Annotated in this window: 26 protein-coding genes; all 26 read left to right on the top strand. The window is 62.7% G+C overall.

Annotation, left to right across the window (positions count from 1 at the left end):
* Positions 1–53: 53 nt before the first annotated feature.
* The 26 genes from rpsL (at position 54) to secY (ending at position 15,651) form a co-directional block, all read left to right on the top strand.
* The gene (gene rpsL / locus ACM0PK_RS08430; protein WP_004145320.1) at positions 54–428 is read left to right on the top strand and encodes a 30S ribosomal protein S12; all 375 of its coding nucleotides are present in this window, start codon (positions 54–56) and stop codon (positions 426–428) included.
* Positions 429–440: 12 nt separating this feature from the next.
* A complete protein-coding gene (gene rpsG / locus ACM0PK_RS08425) occupies positions 441–914 on the top strand; it encodes a 30S ribosomal protein S7 (protein WP_004145321.1) in 474 nt (157 codons plus the stop codon).
* A 141-nt stretch (positions 915–1,055) separates the two neighbouring features.
* Positions 1,056–3,197, top strand: a complete 2,142-nt coding sequence (fusA, locus tag ACM0PK_RS08420) for an elongation factor G (protein ID WP_414607167.1) — start codon at positions 1,056–1,058, stop codon at positions 3,195–3,197.
* 52 nt (positions 3,198–3,249) lie between these two features.
* Positions 3,250–4,440 carry an elongation factor Tu gene (tuf, locus tag ACM0PK_RS08415; protein WP_065178958.1) on the top strand — a complete coding sequence of 397 codons (1,191 nt, stop codon included), beginning with the start codon at positions 3,250–3,252 and terminating at the stop codon, positions 4,438–4,440.
* A 332-nt stretch (positions 4,441–4,772) separates the two neighbouring features.
* A complete protein-coding gene (gene rpsJ, locus ACM0PK_RS08410; protein ID WP_005408208.1) occupies positions 4,773–5,084 on the top strand; it encodes a 30S ribosomal protein S10 in 312 nt (103 codons plus the stop codon).
* Positions 5,085–5,095: 11 nt separating this feature from the next.
* Positions 5,096–5,746: a 50S ribosomal protein L3 gene (gene rplC / locus ACM0PK_RS08405; protein WP_004145336.1), complete on the top strand. Its 651-nt coding sequence runs from the start codon at positions 5,096–5,098 to the stop codon at positions 5,744–5,746.
* A 12-nt stretch (positions 5,747–5,758) separates the two neighbouring features.
* Positions 5,759–6,364, top strand: a complete 606-nt coding sequence (rplD, locus tag ACM0PK_RS08400) for a 50S ribosomal protein L4 (protein ID WP_005415412.1) — start codon at positions 5,759–5,761, stop codon at positions 6,362–6,364.
* Positions 6,361–6,660 carry a 50S ribosomal protein L23 gene (rplW, locus tag ACM0PK_RS08395; protein ID WP_004145338.1) on the top strand — a complete coding sequence of 100 codons (300 nt, stop codon included), beginning with the start codon at positions 6,361–6,363 and terminating at the stop codon, positions 6,658–6,660. Before rplD ends, rplW begins: the two co-directional genes overlap by 4 nt.
* Positions 6,661–6,670: 10 nt before the next feature.
* Positions 6,671–7,498: a 50S ribosomal protein L2 gene (gene rplB, locus ACM0PK_RS08390; protein ID WP_004145339.1), complete on the top strand. Its 828-nt coding sequence runs from the start codon at positions 6,671–6,673 to the stop codon at positions 7,496–7,498.
* A 6-nt stretch (positions 7,499–7,504) separates the two neighbouring features.
* On the top strand, positions 7,505–7,774 hold the full coding sequence (gene rpsS / locus ACM0PK_RS08385; protein ID WP_005415413.1) for a 30S ribosomal protein S19: 270 nt from the start codon (positions 7,505–7,507) through the stop codon (positions 7,772–7,774).
* Positions 7,775–7,786: 12 nt separating this feature from the next.
* Complete coding sequence (rplV, locus tag ACM0PK_RS08380) at positions 7,787–8,122, top strand: 50S ribosomal protein L22 (RefSeq protein ID WP_004145348.1); 336 nt, start codon at positions 7,787–7,789, stop codon at positions 8,120–8,122.
* A gap of 18 nt (positions 8,123–8,140) precedes the next feature.
* Positions 8,141–8,875 carry a 30S ribosomal protein S3 gene (rpsC, locus tag ACM0PK_RS08375; RefSeq protein ID WP_005415414.1) on the top strand — a complete coding sequence of 245 codons (735 nt, stop codon included), beginning with the start codon at positions 8,141–8,143 and terminating at the stop codon, positions 8,873–8,875.
* Positions 8,876–8,880: 5 nt separating this feature from the next.
* Complete coding sequence (gene rplP, locus ACM0PK_RS08370; protein WP_004154486.1) at positions 8,881–9,294, top strand: 50S ribosomal protein L16; 414 nt, start codon at positions 8,881–8,883, stop codon at positions 9,292–9,294.
* Positions 9,294–9,479, top strand: coding sequence for a 50S ribosomal protein L29 (gene rpmC / locus ACM0PK_RS08365; protein ID WP_414607168.1), 186 nt, complete (start codon positions 9,294–9,296; stop codon positions 9,477–9,479). Before rplP ends, rpmC begins: the two co-directional genes overlap by 1 nt.
* A gap of 11 nt (positions 9,480–9,490) precedes the next feature.
* Positions 9,491–9,760, top strand: coding sequence for a 30S ribosomal protein S17 (gene rpsQ / locus ACM0PK_RS08360; RefSeq protein ID WP_004154489.1), 270 nt, complete (start codon positions 9,491–9,493; stop codon positions 9,758–9,760).
* Positions 9,761–9,772: 12 nt separating this feature from the next.
* Positions 9,773–10,141: a 50S ribosomal protein L14 gene (gene rplN / locus ACM0PK_RS08355; RefSeq protein ID WP_010483978.1), complete on the top strand. Its 369-nt coding sequence runs from the start codon at positions 9,773–9,775 to the stop codon at positions 10,139–10,141.
* Between the two features lie 16 nt (positions 10,142–10,157).
* The gene (gene rplX, locus ACM0PK_RS08350) at positions 10,158–10,475 is read left to right on the top strand and encodes a 50S ribosomal protein L24 (protein WP_004154490.1); all 318 of its coding nucleotides are present in this window, start codon (positions 10,158–10,160) and stop codon (positions 10,473–10,475) included.
* Positions 10,476–10,486: 11 nt separating this feature from the next.
* Positions 10,487–11,029, top strand: a complete 543-nt coding sequence (rplE, locus tag ACM0PK_RS08345) for a 50S ribosomal protein L5 (RefSeq protein ID WP_005415416.1) — start codon at positions 10,487–10,489, stop codon at positions 11,027–11,029.
* Between the two features lie 18 nt (positions 11,030–11,047).
* The gene (rpsN, locus tag ACM0PK_RS08340; protein ID WP_005408209.1) at positions 11,048–11,353 is read left to right on the top strand and encodes a 30S ribosomal protein S14; all 306 of its coding nucleotides are present in this window, start codon (positions 11,048–11,050) and stop codon (positions 11,351–11,353) included.
* 257 nt (positions 11,354–11,610) lie between these two features.
* Positions 11,611–12,009: a 30S ribosomal protein S8 gene (gene rpsH, locus ACM0PK_RS08335; RefSeq protein ID WP_005408210.1), complete on the top strand. Its 399-nt coding sequence runs from the start codon at positions 11,611–11,613 to the stop codon at positions 12,007–12,009.
* A gap of 18 nt (positions 12,010–12,027) precedes the next feature.
* Entirely contained in the window at positions 12,028–12,552 is a 525-nt protein-coding gene (gene rplF, locus ACM0PK_RS08330; RefSeq protein WP_049416175.1) for a 50S ribosomal protein L6, read from the top strand.
* A 32-nt stretch (positions 12,553–12,584) separates the two neighbouring features.
* Positions 12,585–12,938 carry a 50S ribosomal protein L18 gene (gene rplR, locus ACM0PK_RS08325; protein WP_004154495.1) on the top strand — a complete coding sequence of 118 codons (354 nt, stop codon included), beginning with the start codon at positions 12,585–12,587 and terminating at the stop codon, positions 12,936–12,938.
* A 161-nt stretch (positions 12,939–13,099) separates the two neighbouring features.
* Positions 13,100–13,642 carry a 30S ribosomal protein S5 gene (gene rpsE / locus ACM0PK_RS08320; RefSeq protein WP_005415419.1) on the top strand — a complete coding sequence of 181 codons (543 nt, stop codon included), beginning with the start codon at positions 13,100–13,102 and terminating at the stop codon, positions 13,640–13,642.
* Positions 13,635–13,826, top strand: coding sequence for a 50S ribosomal protein L30 (rpmD, locus tag ACM0PK_RS08315; RefSeq protein ID WP_005408214.1), 192 nt, complete (start codon positions 13,635–13,637; stop codon positions 13,824–13,826). Before rpsE ends, rpmD begins: the two co-directional genes overlap by 8 nt.
* Positions 13,827–13,832: 6 nt before the next feature.
* Positions 13,833–14,276: a 50S ribosomal protein L15 gene (gene rplO, locus ACM0PK_RS08310; protein ID WP_004154498.1), complete on the top strand. Its 444-nt coding sequence runs from the start codon at positions 13,833–13,835 to the stop codon at positions 14,274–14,276.
* 7 nt (positions 14,277–14,283) lie between these two features.
* On the top strand, positions 14,284–15,651 hold the full coding sequence (gene secY, locus ACM0PK_RS08305) for a preprotein translocase subunit SecY (protein WP_005415420.1): 1,368 nt from the start codon (positions 14,284–14,286) through the stop codon (positions 15,649–15,651).
* Positions 15,652–15,889: the final 238 nt, after the last annotated feature.

Genomic DNA, 15,889 nt, shown 5'->3' with positions numbered 1-15,889 from the left:
CATTTCCGCATCTCTGGCCGGATTTTCCGGCCACCAATCAGAAGAACCTACTGATGGCGACGATCAACCAGCTGGTCCGCAAGCCGCGGCAAGCGACCACCTACAAGAGTGCCTCGCCGGCGCTCGACAAGTGCCCGCAGCGCCGTGGCGTCTGCACCCGTGTCTACACCACCACTCCGAAGAAGCCGAACTCGGCTCTGCGCAAGGTTGCCAAGGTCCGCCTGACTAACCAGGAAGAAGTGATTTCCTACATCGGTGGTGAAGGCCACAACCTGCAGGAGCACTCCGTGGTCCTGATCCGCGGCGGTCGCGTCAAGGACCTGCCGGGTGTGCGTTACCACACCGTTCGTGGCTCGCTCGACGCCGCCGGCGTTGCCAAGCGTCGCCAGGCCCGTTCCAAGTACGGCGCCAAGCGTCCGAAGGCATAAGGAGAGAGCACTATGTCGCGTAAGGGTAATACTCCGCAGCGTTCCGTCCTGCCCGATCCGAAGCACGGAAGCGAAACCATCGCCCGTTTCATCAACATGGTCATGCAGAGCGGCAAGAAGTCCGTCGCCGAAAAGATCGTGTACGGCGCCATGGACGTGATCACCGAGAAGAACAGCAGCGCCAACGCCATTGAACTGGTGCAGAAGGCTCTGGACAACGTCGCTCCGGCGGTCGAAGTCAAGTCGCGCCGCGTCGGTGGTGCCACCTACCAGGTGCCGGTCGAAGTGCGTTCGTCGCGCAAGATGGCCCTGGCCATGCGCTGGCTGATCGACTCCGCGCGCAAGCGTGGTGAGAACACCATGCCGAAGAAGCTGGCTGCTGAACTGATCGACGCCTCGGAAAACCGCGGCGGCGCCATCAAGAAGCGCGAAGAAACCCACCGCATGGCCGAAGCCAACAAGGCATTCGCGCACTACCGCTGGTGAGTTTGACGGCCTTGTAAAACAGGCAGGGCAGCACCACTTCGGTGCGTGCTGCCTCGCGGTCCCAGAAGGACTGCGCCAATCCGAAGGCCGCCGAAAGGCGGCGTTCGGCCATCCGAAATCCAAGAAATCTGAGAGGCTCCCGTGGCCCGTTCCACTCCCATCGAGCGTTACCGTAACTTCGGCATCATGGCTCACATCGATGCCGGCAAGACCACCACGTCCGAGCGCATCCTGTTCTACACCGGCAAGAGCCACAAGATCGGTGAAGTGCACGACGGCGCCGCCACCATGGACTGGATGGAGCAGGAGCAGGAGCGTGGCATCACGATCCAGTCCGCTGCCACCACCGCGTTCTGGAAGGGCATGGACAAGTCCCTGCCGGAGCACCGCTTCAACATCATCGACACCCCCGGGCACGTCGACTTCACCATCGAAGTGGAGCGTTCGCTGCGCGTGCTCGACGGTGCCGTCTTCGTCCTGTGCGCCGTCGGTGGCGTGCAGCCGCAGTCGGAAACCGTGTGGCGCCAGGCAAACAAGTACCACGTGCCGCGCATCGCGTTCGTCAACAAGATGGACCGCACCGGTGCCAACTTCCAGAAGGTCGTCGGCCAGCTGAAGGCCAAGCTGGGTGCGGTTGCCGTGCCGATGCAGCTTCCGATCGGCGCTGAAGACAACTTCAAGGGCGTCGTCGACCTGCTGAAGATGAAGGCCATCCACTGGGATGAAGCTTCGCAGGGCATGAAGTTCGAATACAGCGACATCCCGGCCGAACTGCAGGGCCCGGCTGAAGAGGCTCGCCAGTTCATGGTCGAGACCGCTGCCGAAGCCAGCGAAGAGCTGATGGAAAAGTACCTGGGCGGCGAAGAGCTGGCCGAGGCTGAAATCATCAACGCCCTGCGTACCCGCACCCTGGCCACCGAGATCGTGCCGATGTACTGCGGCTCGGCCTTCAAGAACAAGGGCGTGCAGGCCATGCTGGACGGCGTGATCCAGCTGCTGCCGTCGCCGGTCGACGTGCCGGACGTGAAGGGCGTGGACGTTGACGACGACACCGTCGAAATGACCCGCAAGTCGGACGACAAGGCTCCGTTCTCGTCGCTGGCCTTCAAGATCATCACCGACCCGTTCGTCGGCGCGCTGACCTTCTTCCGTGTCTACTCGGGCACCCTGAACGGTGGCGACACCGTGCTGAACTCGGTGAAGGGCAAGAAGGAGCGCATCGGCCGCATCCTGCAGATGCACTCGAACAACCGCGAGGAAATCAAGGAAGTTCTGGCTGGTGACATCGCCGCTGCCGTGGGCCTGAAGGACACCACCACCGGTGACACCCTGTGCGCCGTGGACGCCCCGATCATCCTGGAGCGCATGACGTTCCCGGAGCCGGTGATCACGATGGCCGTCGAGCCGAAGACCAAGTCGGACCAGGAAAAGATGGGCCTGGCCCTGGGCCGCCTGGCGCAGGAAGATCCGTCGTTCCGCGTCAAGACCGACGAAGAATCCGGCCAGACCATCATCTCGGGCATGGGCGAGCTGCACCTGGACATCATCGTTGACCGTCTGAAGCGCGAGTTCAACGTTGAAGCCAACGTCGGCGCGCCGCAGGTGGCCTACCGCGAAACCATCACCCTGGCCGACGTCAAGTCGGACTACAAGCACGCCAAGCAGTCCGGTGGTAAGGGTCAGTACGGTCACGTCGTGATCGAGCTGTCGCCGATCACCGCTGCCGACCGTGCCGATCCGAAGATCGCTCCGATGATCAAGGACGACTTCCTGTTCATCAACGACATCACCGGCGGCGTGATCCCGAAGGAATTCATCCCGTCGGTCGAGAAGGGCCTGCGCGAAACCATCACCAGCGGCCCGCTGGCTGGCTTCCCGGTCGTGGACGTCAAGGTGAAGCTGGTGTTCGGTTCGTACCACGACGTCGACTCCTCGGAAATGGCGTTCAAGCTGGCTTCGTCGATGGCCTTCAAGCAGGGCTTCGCCAAGGCCAAGCCGGTGCTGCTGGAGCCGATCATGAAGGTCGAGATCGTGACCCCGGAGGATTACCAGGGTGACGTGATGGGCGACGTCAGCCGTCGTCGCGGCGTGCTGCAGGGTTCCGACACCACCGGTGACGGTTCGGCCAGCATCATCAACGCGATGATCCCGCTGGGTGAAATGTTCGGCTACGCCACTGCGCTGCGTTCGCAGACCCAGGGCCGCGCCACCTTCACCATGGAATTCGATCACTACGAGCCGGCTCCGAGCAACATCGCCGAAGCCGTCATGAAGAAGGGCTGAGCCTCGCTCAGCCTCTCTTGAAACCACTTACGAACAATCAAGGTATAGAACAATGGCAAAGGGTAAGTTCGAACGCACCAAGCCGCACGTCAACGTCGGCACCATCGGTCACGTCGACCACGGCAAGACCACGCTGACCGCCGCACTGACCAAGATCGGTGCCGAGCGCTTCGGTGGCGAGTTCAAGGACTACTCCTCGATCGACGCCGCGCCGGAAGAAAAGGCGCGTGGCATCACGATCTCGACCGCGCACGTCGAATACGAATCCCCGACCCGTCACTACGCCCACGTTGACTGCCCGGGCCACGCTGACTACGTCAAGAACATGATCACCGGTGCCGCCCAGATGGACGGCGCGATCCTGGTGTGCTCGGCCGCTGACGGCCCGATGCCGCAGACCCGTGAGCACATCCTGCTGTCGCGCCAGGTCGGCGTGCCGTACATCGTCGTGTTCCTGAACAAGGCCGACATGGTGGACGACGCCGAGCTGCTCGAGCTGGTCGAGATGGAAGTGCGCGAGCTGCTGAGCAAGTACGAGTTCCCGGGCGACGACACCCCGATCATCGCCGGTTCGGCCCGTCTGGCGCTGGAAGGCGACCAGAGCGATATCGGCGTGCCGGCCATCCTGAAGCTGGTCGACGCGCTGGACAGCTGGATTCCGGAGCCGGAGCGTGCGATCGACAAGCCGTTCCTGATGCCGGTGGAAGACGTGTTCTCGATCTCGGGCCGCGGTACCGTGGTGACCGGTCGTATCGAGCGCGGCGTGATCAAGGTTGGCGACGAAATCGAAATCGTCGGCATCCGTCCGGTGCAGAAGACCACCGTGACCGGCGTTGAGATGTTCCGCAAGCTGCTGGACCAGGGTCAGGCAGGCGACAACGCTGGCCTGCTGCTGCGCGGCACCAAGCGTGACGACGTCGAGCGTGGCCAGGTGCTGGCCAAGCCGGGCACGATCAAGCCGCACACCAAGTTCGAAGGTGAAGTGTACGTCCTGTCGAAGGACGAGGGCGGCCGCCACACCCCGTTCTTCAACGGTTACCGTCCGCAGTTCTACTTCCGCACCACCGACATCACCGGCGCCGCCAAGCTGCCGGAAGGCGTCGAAATGGTGATGCCGGGTGACAACGTCAAGATGGAAGTCACCCTGATCAACCCGGTGGCCATGGACGAAGGCCTGCGCTTCGCCATCCGCGAAGGTGGCCGTACCGTCGGCGCCGGCGTGGTCTCGAAGATCATCGAGTAATCTGGTAGTATCTGCGCCCCGATGTTGCCTGGGTAGGGCATCGGGGCGTATCAAATGGGAAAGCAGGCACAGGATGTGCCTTGTGTTCCCCGGACCAGGAAGGGTCAATGCCATTCAGGCGGCGTCAACAGGTGACTGTTGACAGCTGCCTTGCGTGCCATTATGCTTCTACGTCTGGGCAGGCCGGGTAACTGGTCTGCCTACGTTTTTGAGGTCCACGGATTGACCTTGGCGGCCTGCAGGACTGCGGGCCGTCCGTATTCAGGAATTTCATGGGGCAAAGCAACCCAGAGGCTTTGTCTGTCGCTCTTTTAACGAAGGAACCTACCGCCATGGCGGACCAAAAGATCCGGATCCGGCTGAAAGCGTTCGATCATCGTCTGATCGACCGTTCGGCCAGCGAGATCGTTGAAACGGCAAAGCGGACCGGCGCGCAAGTGCGTGGCCCGATCCCGCTGCCGACCAAGATCGAGCGTTACACCGTTCTCGTTTCCCCGCACGTCGACAAGGACGCGCGTGACCAGTACGAGACCCGCACGCACAAGCGCGTGCTCGATATCGTTGACCCGAATGACAAGACCGTGGACGCGCTGATGAAGCTCGAACTGGCTGCCGGCGTCGACGTTCAGATCAAGCTGACCTGAGGACTACGACCATGACGAAGAAGTATTCGTTGGGCTTCGTGGGCCGCAAGGCCGGCATGAGCCGCGTGTTCACTGAAGATGGCCGCTCCATCCCGGTGACCCTGATCGAAGCAACCCCGAACCGCATCGCGCAGATCAAGACCGTCGAAACCGACGGCTACAGCGCCGTGCAGGTGACCGTCGGCGCGCGTCGCGCCGCCCTGGTCAACAAGCCGGAAGCCGGCCACTTCGCCAAGGCGAAGGTGGAAGCGGGTCGTGGCCTGTGGGAATTCCGCGTTGAAGACGCGCAGCTCGGCGATTTCGCCGTTGGCGGCGAAGTCAAGGCGGACATCTTCGAAGTCGGCCAGATCGTCGACGTCCAGGGTGTCACCAAGGGTAAGGGCTTCCAGGGCACCATCAAGCGCCACAACTTCCGTATGGGCGATGCAACCCACGGTAACTCGCTGTCGCATCGCGCGCCGGGTTCGCTGGGTCAGCGCCAGACCCCGGGTCGCGTTTTCCCGGGCAAGAAGATGTCGGGCCACATGGGCGCGGTGCAGCAGAGCACCCAGAACCTGGAAGTGGTCAAGGTCGACGTCGAGCGCGGTCTGATCGCGGTTCGCGGCGCCGTTCCGGGCGCGGCGGGTGGCGATGTGATCGTCCGTCCGGCGAGCAAGGCATAAGGAGAGATGACGATGGAACTCGTTATCACGGGTAGCAACAACAAGGTCTCGGTCTCCGAAGCCGTGTTCGGTCGCGATTTCAGCGAAGATCTGGTCCACCAGGTCGTCGTTGCTTACCGCAACGCCGGTCGCGCCGGCACCAAGGCACAGAAGACTCGCTCCGAAGTGGCTGGTACCACCAAGAAGTCGAAGAAGCAGAAGGGCGGCGGCGCGCGTCATGGCGCACTGACGGCTCCGATCTTCGTCGGCGGCGGTGTCACCTTCGCGGCCAAGCCGCGCAGCTTCGAGCAGAAGGTCAATCGCAAGCAGTACCGTGCCGCCATGTGCGCGATCCTGTCCGAGCTGAACCGTCAGGGCCGTCTGACCATCGTGGAGGCCTTCGACGTCGAAGCCACCAGCACGAAGGGTCTGATCGCCAAGCTGGCCGGCCTGGAAGTGGGCAAGCGCCCGCTGATCGTCACCGAGGAAGCGTCCGAGCACCTGTACCTGTCCGCCCGCAATCTGCCGTACGTGCAGGTGCGTGACGTGCAGGGTCTGGACCCGGTCTCGCTGGTGGGTGCCGACACGGTCGTCATCACCGCTGACGCGGTCAAGAAGGTCGAGGAGTGGCTGGCATGAACAGCAACGAAAAAATCTTCAGCGTGCTGCGTGCCCCGCGTGTCTCGGAAAAGACCGCGCGCCTGCAGGAACTCTCCAATCAGTATGTCTTCGAAGTTTCGAACGAAGCCACCAAGGCCGATGTAAAGGCCGCGGTTGAGCAGCTGTTCGACGTCAAGGTCGAAGCCGTCAACGTGGTCAACGTCAAGGGCAAGAACAAGTCCTTCCGTAACCGTGCTGGCCGCCGCGGCGATTGGCGCAAGGCGTACGTTCGCCTGGCCGACGGCCAGTCGATCGATGTAACGGCCAAGGCCTGAGGTACATCCCATGCCATTGATGAAATTCAAGCCCACCTCCCCCGGCCGCCGTTCGGCCGTGCGCGTGGTCACCCCCGACCTGCACAAGGGTGCTCCGCACGCCGCGCTGGTCGAGTCGCAGAGCCGCTCGGGTGGTCGTAACCACCACGGTCGCATCACCGTGCGTCACGTCGGTGGTGGTGCCAAGCAGCACTACCGCATCATCGACTTCAAGCGCAACAAGCTGGGCATCCCGGCGCGCGTGGAACGCATCGAATACGATCCGAACCGCACCGCCCACATCGCTCTGCTGTGCTACGTCGACGGTGAGCGTCGCTACATCATCGCCCCGAAGGGCCTGAAGGCTGGTGATCAGGTGATCGCTGGTTCGGACGCCCCGATCAAGGCTGGCAACACCCTGCCGCTGCGCAACATCCCGGTCGGCACCACCATCCACTGCATCGAACTGAAGCCGGGCAAGGGCGCTCAGATCGCTCGTGCCGCTGGTGCGGCCGTGCAGCTGGTGGCTCGTGAAGGCATCTACGCCACCCTGCGCCTGCGCTCGGGTGAAATGCGCAAGGTTCCGGTCGAGTGCTGCGCCACCATCGGCGAAGTCGGCAACGACGAGCACAGCCTGGAAAAGCTGGGCAAGGCCGGTGCCAAGCGTTGGCGCGGCGTCCGCCCGACCGTTCGTGGTGCTGCCATGAACCCGGTTGACCACCCGCACGGTGGTGGTGAGGCCAAGGCCGGCCAGGGTAACCCGCATCCGGTCACCCCGTGGGGTGTCCCGACCAAGGGTTACAAGACGCGCCATAACAAGCGCACTCAGCAGTTCATCGTCCGCGATCGTAGGGGCTAATCGACCATGGCACGTTCACTCAAGAAGGGCCCGTTCGTCGATCACCACCTCGTCAAGAAGGTGGAGGCCGCTGCGGGCAGCAAGAAGCCGATCAAGACCTGGTCGCGCCGTTCGATGATCCTGCCTGACATGGTAGGCATCACCATTGCCGTGCATAACGGCAAGAACCACATCCCGGTTCTCGTCAACGAGAACATGGTCGGCCACAAGCTCGGCGAATTTGCCATCACCCGGACCTTCAAGGGTCACGGTGGTGACAAGAAGTCGGGCAAGTAAGGAGAGATGACAATGGAAGCGAAAGCCATCCTGCGCACTGCGCGCATCTCCCCGCAGAAGGCTCGTCTGGTCGCTGACCAGGTGCGCGGTCTGCCGGCCGAACGTGCGGTCAACCTGCTGAAGTTCTCGGACAAGAAGGCTGCCCACCTGATCAAGAAGGTGGTGGAGTCGGCAATTGCCAACGCCGAGAACAACCAGGGCGCCGACGTCGACGAGCTGAAGGTTCAGACCATCATGGTTGATGAAGGTCCGACCCTGAAGCGTTTCATGGCGCGGGCGAAAGGCCGCGGTACCCGCATCCTCAAGCGCACCAGCCACATCACTGTGGTTGTGGGCGCCGCCAAGTAAGCGGATAAGGAAAAGACCATGGGTCATAAAGTTCATCCGATTGGTATCCGCCTCGGCATTTCCAAGGACTGGAACTCCAAGTGGTACGCCAACAAGGCCGAGTTCGCCGGTTACCTGGCAGCCGACCTGAAAGTGCGCGACATGCTGCGCAAGAAGCTGGCTCAGGCCGGCATCAGCAAGATCCTGATCGAGCGTCCGGCCAAGACCGCTCGCGTGACGATCCACACCGCCCGTCCGGGCGTGGTGATCGGCAAGCGCGGTGAGGACATCGAGAAGCTGCGCAAGGAAGTGAGCGAGATGATGGGCGTCCCGGCGCACATCAACGTCACCGAAGTGCGCAAGCCGGAACTGGACGCGCAGCTCGTTGCCGAGTCGATCGCCCAGCAGCTGGAGCGTCGCATCATGTTCCGCCGTGCAATGAAGCGCTCGGTCGGCAACGCGATGCGCCTGGGTGCCCTGGGCATCAAGGTCAACGTCGGTGGCCGCCTCAACGGTGCAGAAATCGCCCGTTCGGAGTGGTACCGCGAAGGCCGCGTGCCGCTGCACACCCTGCGTGCCGACATCGACTATGGCTTCGCTGAAGCCAAGACGACCTACGGCATCATCGGCATCAAGGTCTGGATCTACAAGGGCGAGGTCTTCGATTTCTCCCAGGTTGGCCAGGAAAAGCAGGACGACACCCCGTCGCGCAACGATCGTCACGATCGCGGCGACCGTGGTGACCGTCAGCGCCCGGCCCGTGAAGCGAGGTAACGACAATGTTGCAACCCAAGCGAACCAAGTACCGCAAGGTACACAAGGGCCGTAACGATGGCCTGAGCTGGAGCGCCAACGCTGTCAGCTTCGGCGAATACGGCCTGAAGGCAACCGCACACGGTCAGCTGACCGCGCGCCAGATCGAAGCGGCCCGCCGCTCGATCAGCCGCTACGTCAAGCGCGGCGGCAAGATGTGGATCCGCGTGTTCCCCGACAAGCCCATCACCAAGAAGCCCATCGAAGTCCGAATGGGTTCGGGTAAGGGTAACGTGGAATACTGGGTGGCCCAGATCCAGCCCGGCCGCATGATCTATGAAATCGAGGGTGTTTCCGAGGAAGTGGCTCGCGAGGCGTTCCGCCTGGCCGCCGCCAAGCTCTCGGTCACCACCACTTTCGTGACCCGTACGGTGCGCTGATGGATATCAAAACTCTCCGTGAAAAGTCGGCTGACGAACTCAAGGCCCACCTGAGCGACCTGCGTAAGGAACAGTTCTCTGTCCGTATGCAGCAGGTCACCGGCCAGCTGCCGAAGACCCACGACATTCGCCGGGTCCGTCGCGAGATTGCTCGCGTCAAGACCCTGCTCGGCAGCACGAAGTAAGGATGGCCGCTATGAGCGACAATACTGAAAAGAAGACGCTGCGCACGGTCGAAGGCCGTGTCGTCAGCAACAAGATGGACAAGACGGTTACCGTCCTGGTTGAGCGTCAGGTCAAGCACGCGCTGTACGGCAAGTACATCAAGCGCTCGACCAAGCTGCACGCCCACGATGCCGACAACGCCTGCAAGGAAGGCGACGTCGTCCGCGTGACCGAGATTGCTCCGATGTCCAAGACCAAGAACTGGCGCGTGGTGGAAGTCATCACGCGTGCGGCTGAATAAGGAGTCTGAATCATGATCCAGATGCAGAGCTACCTTGACGTCGCGGACAATTCGGGTGCCAAGCAGGTGATGTGCTTCAAGGTGCTGGGTGGTTCCAAGCGCCGTTACGCCGGTATCGGCGACATCATCAAGGTCACCGTGAAGGATGCGATTCCGCGCGGCAAGGTCAAGAAGGGTGAAGTGTATGACGCCGTCGTGGTGCGTACCCGCAAGGGTGTGCGTCGCGCCGACGGTTCGCTGATCCGCTTCGACGGCAACGCTGCCGTCCTGCTGAACAACAAGCAGGAGCCGATCGGTACCCGTATCTTCGGGCCGGTGACCCGTGAACTTCGTTCGGAGAAGTTCATGAAGATCGTCTCGCTCGCTCCCGAAGTGCTGTGAGCGACAGGAGATAATCATGGCTAACCGTATCAAGAAGGGCGACCAGGTTGTCGTCAACGCTGGCAAGGACAAGGGCAAGCAGGGCGAAGTCGTCCGCGTCGACGGCGACCGCGTGGTCGTCGCCAACGTGAACATCGTCAAGCGCCACACCAAGCCGAACCCGCAGGCAGGTGTTGCCGGCGGCGTGGTCGAGCGCGAAGCTTCGATCCATATCTCCAACGTGAACGTGCTGAACCCGGCTTCGGGCAAGGGCGAACGCGTTGGCTTCAAGGTGCTGGAGGATGGACGCAAACTGCGTGTGTTCCGCTCCAGCGGTGAGGCGCTCGACGCCTGAGGAATGTGAAGATGACTTCCCGTCTCGAAAAGATCTACAAGGAAGAAGTGGTGCCGGCGCTGATGAAGCAGTTCGGCTACACCAATCCGATGGAAGTACCGAAGCTCGTCAAGGTCACCCTGAACATGGGTGTCGGCGAGGCTGCCACCAACAAGAAGATCCTGGAAAACGCCGTCGCGGACATGACCAAGATTTCCGGCCAGAAGCCGGTTGTCACCAAGTCGCGTATCTCGGTTGCGTCGTTCAAGATCCGTGATGGTTGGCCGATCGGCTGCAAGACCACGCTGCGTCGCCACAAGATGTACGAGTTCCTGGACCGCCTGATCAACATCTCGCTGCCGCGCGTGCGCGACTTCCGTGGTGTTTCCGGTCGTTCCTTCGACGGCCGCGGCAACTTCAACATGGGTGTGAAGGAGCAGATCATCTTCCCGGAAATCGACTTCGACGCCGTCGACGCGATCCGCGGTATGGATATCGCCATCACCACCACTGCGAAGACCGACGCGGAAGCGAAGGCGCTGCTGGCAGCGTTCAAGTTCCCGTTCCGTAACTGATCTGTCGAGGAAACCGAAATGGCAAAGACCTCCATGGTCAACCGCGACATCAAGCGGGAAAAGCTGGCCAAGAAGTACGCTGAGAAGCGTGCGGCTCTGAAGAAGATCGTGTCCTCCGTGGACGCGACCTACGAAGAGAAGATCGACGCCGCAACCAAGCTGGCCAAGCTGCCGCGCGATTCGTCGCCGAGCCGTCAGCGCAACCGTTGCGAGCTGTCGGGTCGTCCGCGTGGCGTGTACAGCAAGTTCGGCCTCGGCCGCAACAAGCTGCGCGAAGCCACCATGCGTGGCGACGTCCCGGGCCTGCGCAAGGCCAGCTGGTAATCCCAGCCGGCCCGGCGATCAGGAGCCCCCTCGGGGGCTTCTGAACCGGGGAGGGAGGCGTTCAGCTTCCTTTCTGCGAAAAAACCCGAAGAGCCCGGCGCAAGTCGGGCTCTTTTGGCGTATACTCCCGCGTCTTGCCCTGCGCAAACGGGGTTGTAGGAGTGGGCCCTGGCCCGCTGCATCAAGGGACCTGGCCCGTTTCCAGGAGACAACAGATTTTCGCGAAAGCGGATATCGGTGCACTCAAAGGTACTCATATGAGCATGACTGATCCCATCGCCGACCTGCTGGTCCGCATCAAGAATGCGGCTGCGGTTGGCAAGCAGACGGTGAAAGCCCCGTCGTCCAAGATCAAGGTTGCGATCGCCCAGGTCCTGAAGGACGAGGGTTACATCACCGACCTGCGCGTGACCCAGCTGGAAAACAACAAGTCCGAGCTGGAAATCGTGCTGAAGTATTTCGAAGGCAAGCCGGTCATCGCGACCCTGAAGCGCTTCTCGCGTTCGGGCCTGCGCCAGTACCGCGGCAAGAGCGAGCTGCCGAAGGTCATGAATGGCCTGGGCATCTCCATCATTTCCACCTCCAAGGGCATCATGACTGATGCGCAGGCGCGCCAGCTGGGCGTCGGCGGCGAAGTCCTGTGCTTCGTGGCCTAAGGCGAAAGGAGTAGAACTATGTCCCGCGTAGCCAAGAAGCCCGTCACCCTGGGTAAGGTCGAACTGAACGTCCAGTCGGAAAGCATCACCGTCAAGGGCCCGAAGGGCACCCTGTCGCTGGTCAAGCCGGCCGGTATTGCCATCAACGTCGACAGCGGCGTTGCCACCCTGAGCACCGAGAGCGCCGACCTGGTCGCGCTGACCGGTACCGTGCGCGCGATCCTGGCCAACATGGTCAAGGGCGTGTCCGAAGGCTTCGAGCGCAAGCTGGAGCTGGTCGGCGTGGGTTACCGTGCTGCCATGCAGGGCAAGGATCTGAGCCTGTCGCTCGGTTTCTCGCATCCGGTCGTGTTCGTGGCGCCGGAAGGCATCACCATCTCCACCCCGACCCAGACCGAGATCCTGGTCCAGGGCGCTGACAAGCAGGTCGTCGGTGAAGTCGCCGCCAAGATCCGTGCGTTCCGCAAGCCGGAGCCGTACAAGGGCAAGGGCGTGAAGTACTCCGACGAAGTCATCATCCGTAAGGAAGCCAAGAAGGCCTAATTAGGCGCTTCCGCTTTCAAGGAAAAAACATCATGAACAAGAACATCGCCCGCCTGCGTCGCGCCAAGTCGACCCGCGCCCACATCCGTGAGCTCGGCGTCGCCCGCCTGTCGGTGCTGCGCACCGGCCAGCACCTGTACGCCCAGGTCTTCACCGCTGACGGTTCGAAGGTGCTGGCTGCCGCCAACACCACCCAGACCGACGTCAAGGAAGGCCTGAAGAACGGCAAGAACGCCGATGCCGCTGCCAAGGTCGGCCGCATCGTTGCCGAGCGCGCCAAGGCCGCCGGCATCGAGAAGGTTGCCTTCGATCGTTCGGGCTACCGCTACCACGGCCGCATCAAGGCCCTGGCAGAAGCCGCCCGCGAAGCCGGCCTGCAGTTCTAAGGGATCAGGGCAGGGGGCCGATGGCCTCCTGCCCACCTGCTCGCCAGCCTGAGCGAGGCTGGACGGCGCCGCTCTTCTGCAGCGGCCCACCGGAACAACGCGTCACTCCACAACCATAAGCGGCCCCGAGCCGTACATACCCAAACAACCAAGGAATCAACATGGCAGAAGAGCGTCAGCAGCGGGGTCGCGATCGCGACCGTAACCGCGAAGAGAAGATCGACGACGGCATGATCGAAAAGCTGGTCGCGGTCAACCGCGTCAGCAAGACCGTCAAGGGTGGCCGCCAGTTCACCTTCACCGCCCTGACCGTTGTCGGCGACGGCGAAGGCAAGGTCGGTTTCGGTTATGGCAAGGCCCGCGAAGTGCCGGTCGCCATCCAGAAGTCGATGGAACAGGCCCGCAAGAACCTGGTCAGCGTTGACCTGAACAACGGCACCCTGTGGCACACCATCAAGGATGGTCACGGCGCAGCCCGCGTGTTCATGCAGCCGGCTTCGGAAGGTACTGGCGTCATCGCCGGCGGTGCGATGCGCGCCGTGCTGGAAGCCGTTGGCGTGAAGAACGTGCTGGCCAAGGCCACCGGTTCGCGCAACCCGATCAATCTGGTGCGCGCCACCGTGAAGGGCCTGACTGCTGCGCAGTCGCCGGCCCGCATCGCGGCCAAGCGTGGCAAGAAGGTGGAGGAACTCAACCATGGCTAATGAGTCCAACAAGACTGTGAAGGTCCGCCTGGTGCGTGGCCTGCGTGGCACCCAGTCGCGTCACCGCCTGTCGGTGCGTGCCCTGGGCCTGAACAAGCTCAACGATGTGCGTGAACTGAAGGACAGCCCGCAGGTGCGCGGCCTGATCAACAAGGTTCAGTACCTCGTCCAGGTTGAGGAGTAATCGACCATGACTCTGCGTCTCAATGAACTGAGCCCGGCACCGGGCGCCCGCACCGAGCGCACCCGCGTCGGCCGCGGTATCGGCTCGGGCCTGGGCAAGACTGCCGGCCGCGGCCACAAGGGTTCGTTCGCCCGCAAGGGTGGCGGCAAGATCAAGGCTGGCTTCGAAGGCGGCCAGACCCCCATGCAGCGTCGTCTGCCGAAGATCGGCTTCCGTTCGCCGATCGCCAAGGACACCGCTGAAGTGCTGCTGTACGCGCTGGACAAGCTGCCGGCCGGTGAGATCGACTTCGCCGCCCTGCGTGCTGCCAAGCTGGTCCCGAGCACTGCCAAGAAGGCCAAGGTCGTCGTCAAGGGCGAAGTGACCAAGGCGTTCACCCTGAAGGGTATTGCTGCCACGGCTGGTGCCAAGGCTGCGATCGAAGCTGCCGGCGGCAGCGTAACGGAGTAAGAAAATCATGGCGCAAGCTGGCATCGGTAACCTCGCGGGCGGAATGGGCAAGTTCACTGAACTTCGCCAACGTTTGCTGTTCGTCGTCGGGGCTTTGATCGTCTATCGCATCGGCTGCTACGTGCCGGTGCCGGGCGTCAATCCCGATGCCATGCTTGCCATGATGCAACAGCAGGGCGGCGGCATCGTGGACATGTTCAACATGTTCTCGGGCGGCGCCCTGCACCGTTTCAGCATCTTTGCGCTGAACGTGATGCCGTACATCTCGGCATCGATCGTGATGCAGCTGGCCGTACACATCTTCCCCGCCCTGAAGGCGATGCAGAAGGAAGGTGAGTCCGGCCGCCGCAAGATCACCCAGTATTCGCGCATCGGCGCCGTGCTGCTGGCAGTGGTGCAGGGCGGTTCGATCGCGCTGGCCCTGCAGGGGCAGGTTTCGCCGTCGGGCGCTCCGGTCGTGTACGCCCCCGGCATGGGCTTCGTGCTCACCGCGGTGGTCGCACTGACTGCCGGCACCATGTTCCTGATGTGGGTCGGTGAGCAGGTCACCGAACGCGGTATCGGCAACGGCGTGTCGCTGATCATCTTCGCCGGTATCGTCGCCGGCCTGCCGGGTGCGGTCATCCACACCTTCGACGCCTACCGCGACGGCAACATCCAGTTCATCCAGCTGCTGCTGATCGCTATCGTCGTGCTCGCTTTCACCTTCTTCGTGGTGTTCGTGGAGCGCGGCCAGCGCCGGATCACGGTCAATTACGCGCGCCGCCAGGGCGGTCGCAACGCGTACATGAACCAGACCTCGTTCCTGCCGCTGAAGCTCAACATGGCCGGCGTCATCCCGGCGATCTTTGCCTCGAGCCTGCTGGCCTTCCCGGCCACCCTGGCCATGTGGTCCGGCCAGGCTGCCAACCAGAGCAGCTTCGGTCAGGTCCTGCAGAAGGTCGCCAATGCCCTGGGCCCGGGCGAGCCGCTGCACATGATCGTGTTCGCTGCGCTGATCACCGGTTTCGCGTTCTTCTATACCGCGCTGGTGTTCAATTCGCAGGAAACCGCCGACAACCTGAAGAAGTCGGGCGCTTTGATTCCGGGCATCCGTCCGGGCAAGGCCACCGCCGACTACATCGACGGCGTGCTGACCCGCCTGACCGCGGCCGGCTCGGCCTACCTGGTGATCGTCTGCCTGCTGCCGGAACTGATGCGCACGCAGCTGAATGCCTCGTTCTACTTCGGTGGCACGTCGCTGCTGATCGTGGTGGTGGTGGTGATGGACTTCATCGCCCAGGTGCAGGCACACCTGATGTCCCACCAGTACGAGAGCCTGCTGAAGAAGGCCAACCTGAAGGGCGGCAACCGCGGCGGTTTTGCCCGCGGCTGATAGGCCTGTTATACTTTCGTCTTCCTGACGTGATGGTCCCTCCGCTTCGCGGATTCCGGCCACACAAACGAAGGGCGGCCCCCGCAGCGGTTCCGGGTGGGGGTGTGATGAGGTGGTCCCGCGCTGGAGTAGCGCGGGCGGCCCCGGGGGAAACCCCAGGTCCAACCCCATCCGGCGCCGGAGCCTGGGCACACTCCCCAGGCCGGGTTCATGAAACCAATGGTTTCACGGGCTTCCA

The organism is Stenotrophomonas sp. FR010, assembly GCF_047520755.2.
Classification (GTDB): Bacteria; Pseudomonadota; Gammaproteobacteria; order Xanthomonadales; family Xanthomonadaceae; genus Stenotrophomonas; species Stenotrophomonas sepilia.
Note: the sequence above shows the minus strand (reverse complement) of the source record. Positions and strands in the feature narration are given on the sequence as shown.

Excerpts from the sequence above, each read along its gene's own strand:
- rpsL (WP_004145320.1), top strand. The coding sequence starts at position 54 with ATGGCGACGATCAACCAGCTGGTCCGCAAGCCGCGGCAAGCGACCACC.
- rpsG (WP_004145321.1), top strand. The coding sequence starts at position 441 with ATGTCGCGTAAGGGTAATACTCCGCAGCGTTCCGTCCTGCCCGATCCG.
- tuf (WP_065178958.1), top strand. The coding sequence starts at position 3,250 with ATGGCAAAGGGTAAGTTCGAACGCACCAAGCCGCACGTCAACGTCGGC.
- rpsJ (WP_005408208.1), top strand. The coding sequence starts at position 4,773 with ATGGCGGACCAAAAGATCCGGATCCGGCTGAAAGCGTTCGATCATCGT.
- rplC (WP_004145336.1), top strand. The coding sequence starts at position 5,096 with ATGACGAAGAAGTATTCGTTGGGCTTCGTGGGCCGCAAGGCCGGCATG.
- rplD (WP_005415412.1), top strand. The coding sequence starts at position 5,759 with ATGGAACTCGTTATCACGGGTAGCAACAACAAGGTCTCGGTCTCCGAA.
- rplW (WP_004145338.1), top strand. The coding sequence starts at position 6,361 with ATGAACAGCAACGAAAAAATCTTCAGCGTGCTGCGTGCCCCGCGTGTC.
- rplB (WP_004145339.1), top strand. The coding sequence starts at position 6,671 with ATGCCATTGATGAAATTCAAGCCCACCTCCCCCGGCCGCCGTTCGGCC.
- rpsS (WP_005415413.1), top strand. The coding sequence starts at position 7,505 with ATGGCACGTTCACTCAAGAAGGGCCCGTTCGTCGATCACCACCTCGTC.
- rplV (WP_004145348.1), top strand. The coding sequence starts at position 7,787 with ATGGAAGCGAAAGCCATCCTGCGCACTGCGCGCATCTCCCCGCAGAAG.
- rpsC (WP_005415414.1), top strand. The coding sequence starts at position 8,141 with ATGGGTCATAAAGTTCATCCGATTGGTATCCGCCTCGGCATTTCCAAG.
- rplP (WP_004154486.1), top strand. The coding sequence starts at position 8,881 with ATGTTGCAACCCAAGCGAACCAAGTACCGCAAGGTACACAAGGGCCGT.
- rpmC (WP_414607168.1), top strand. The coding sequence starts at position 9,294 with ATGGATATCAAAACTCTCCGTGAAAAGTCGGCTGACGAACTCAAGGCC.
- rpsQ (WP_004154489.1), top strand. The coding sequence starts at position 9,491 with ATGAGCGACAATACTGAAAAGAAGACGCTGCGCACGGTCGAAGGCCGT.
- rplN (WP_010483978.1), top strand. The coding sequence starts at position 9,773 with ATGATCCAGATGCAGAGCTACCTTGACGTCGCGGACAATTCGGGTGCC.
- rplX (WP_004154490.1), top strand. The coding sequence starts at position 10,158 with ATGGCTAACCGTATCAAGAAGGGCGACCAGGTTGTCGTCAACGCTGGC.
- rplE (WP_005415416.1), top strand. The coding sequence starts at position 10,487 with ATGACTTCCCGTCTCGAAAAGATCTACAAGGAAGAAGTGGTGCCGGCG.
- rpsN (WP_005408209.1), top strand. The coding sequence starts at position 11,048 with ATGGCAAAGACCTCCATGGTCAACCGCGACATCAAGCGGGAAAAGCTG.
- rpsH (WP_005408210.1), top strand. The coding sequence starts at position 11,611 with ATGAGCATGACTGATCCCATCGCCGACCTGCTGGTCCGCATCAAGAAT.
- rplF (WP_049416175.1), top strand. The coding sequence starts at position 12,028 with ATGTCCCGCGTAGCCAAGAAGCCCGTCACCCTGGGTAAGGTCGAACTG.
- rplR (WP_004154495.1), top strand. The coding sequence starts at position 12,585 with ATGAACAAGAACATCGCCCGCCTGCGTCGCGCCAAGTCGACCCGCGCC.
- rpsE (WP_005415419.1), top strand. The coding sequence starts at position 13,100 with ATGGCAGAAGAGCGTCAGCAGCGGGGTCGCGATCGCGACCGTAACCGC.
- rpmD (WP_005408214.1), top strand. The coding sequence starts at position 13,635 with ATGGCTAATGAGTCCAACAAGACTGTGAAGGTCCGCCTGGTGCGTGGC.
- rplO (WP_004154498.1), top strand. The coding sequence starts at position 13,833 with ATGACTCTGCGTCTCAATGAACTGAGCCCGGCACCGGGCGCCCGCACC.
- secY (WP_005415420.1), top strand. The coding sequence starts at position 14,284 with ATGGCGCAAGCTGGCATCGGTAACCTCGCGGGCGGAATGGGCAAGTTC.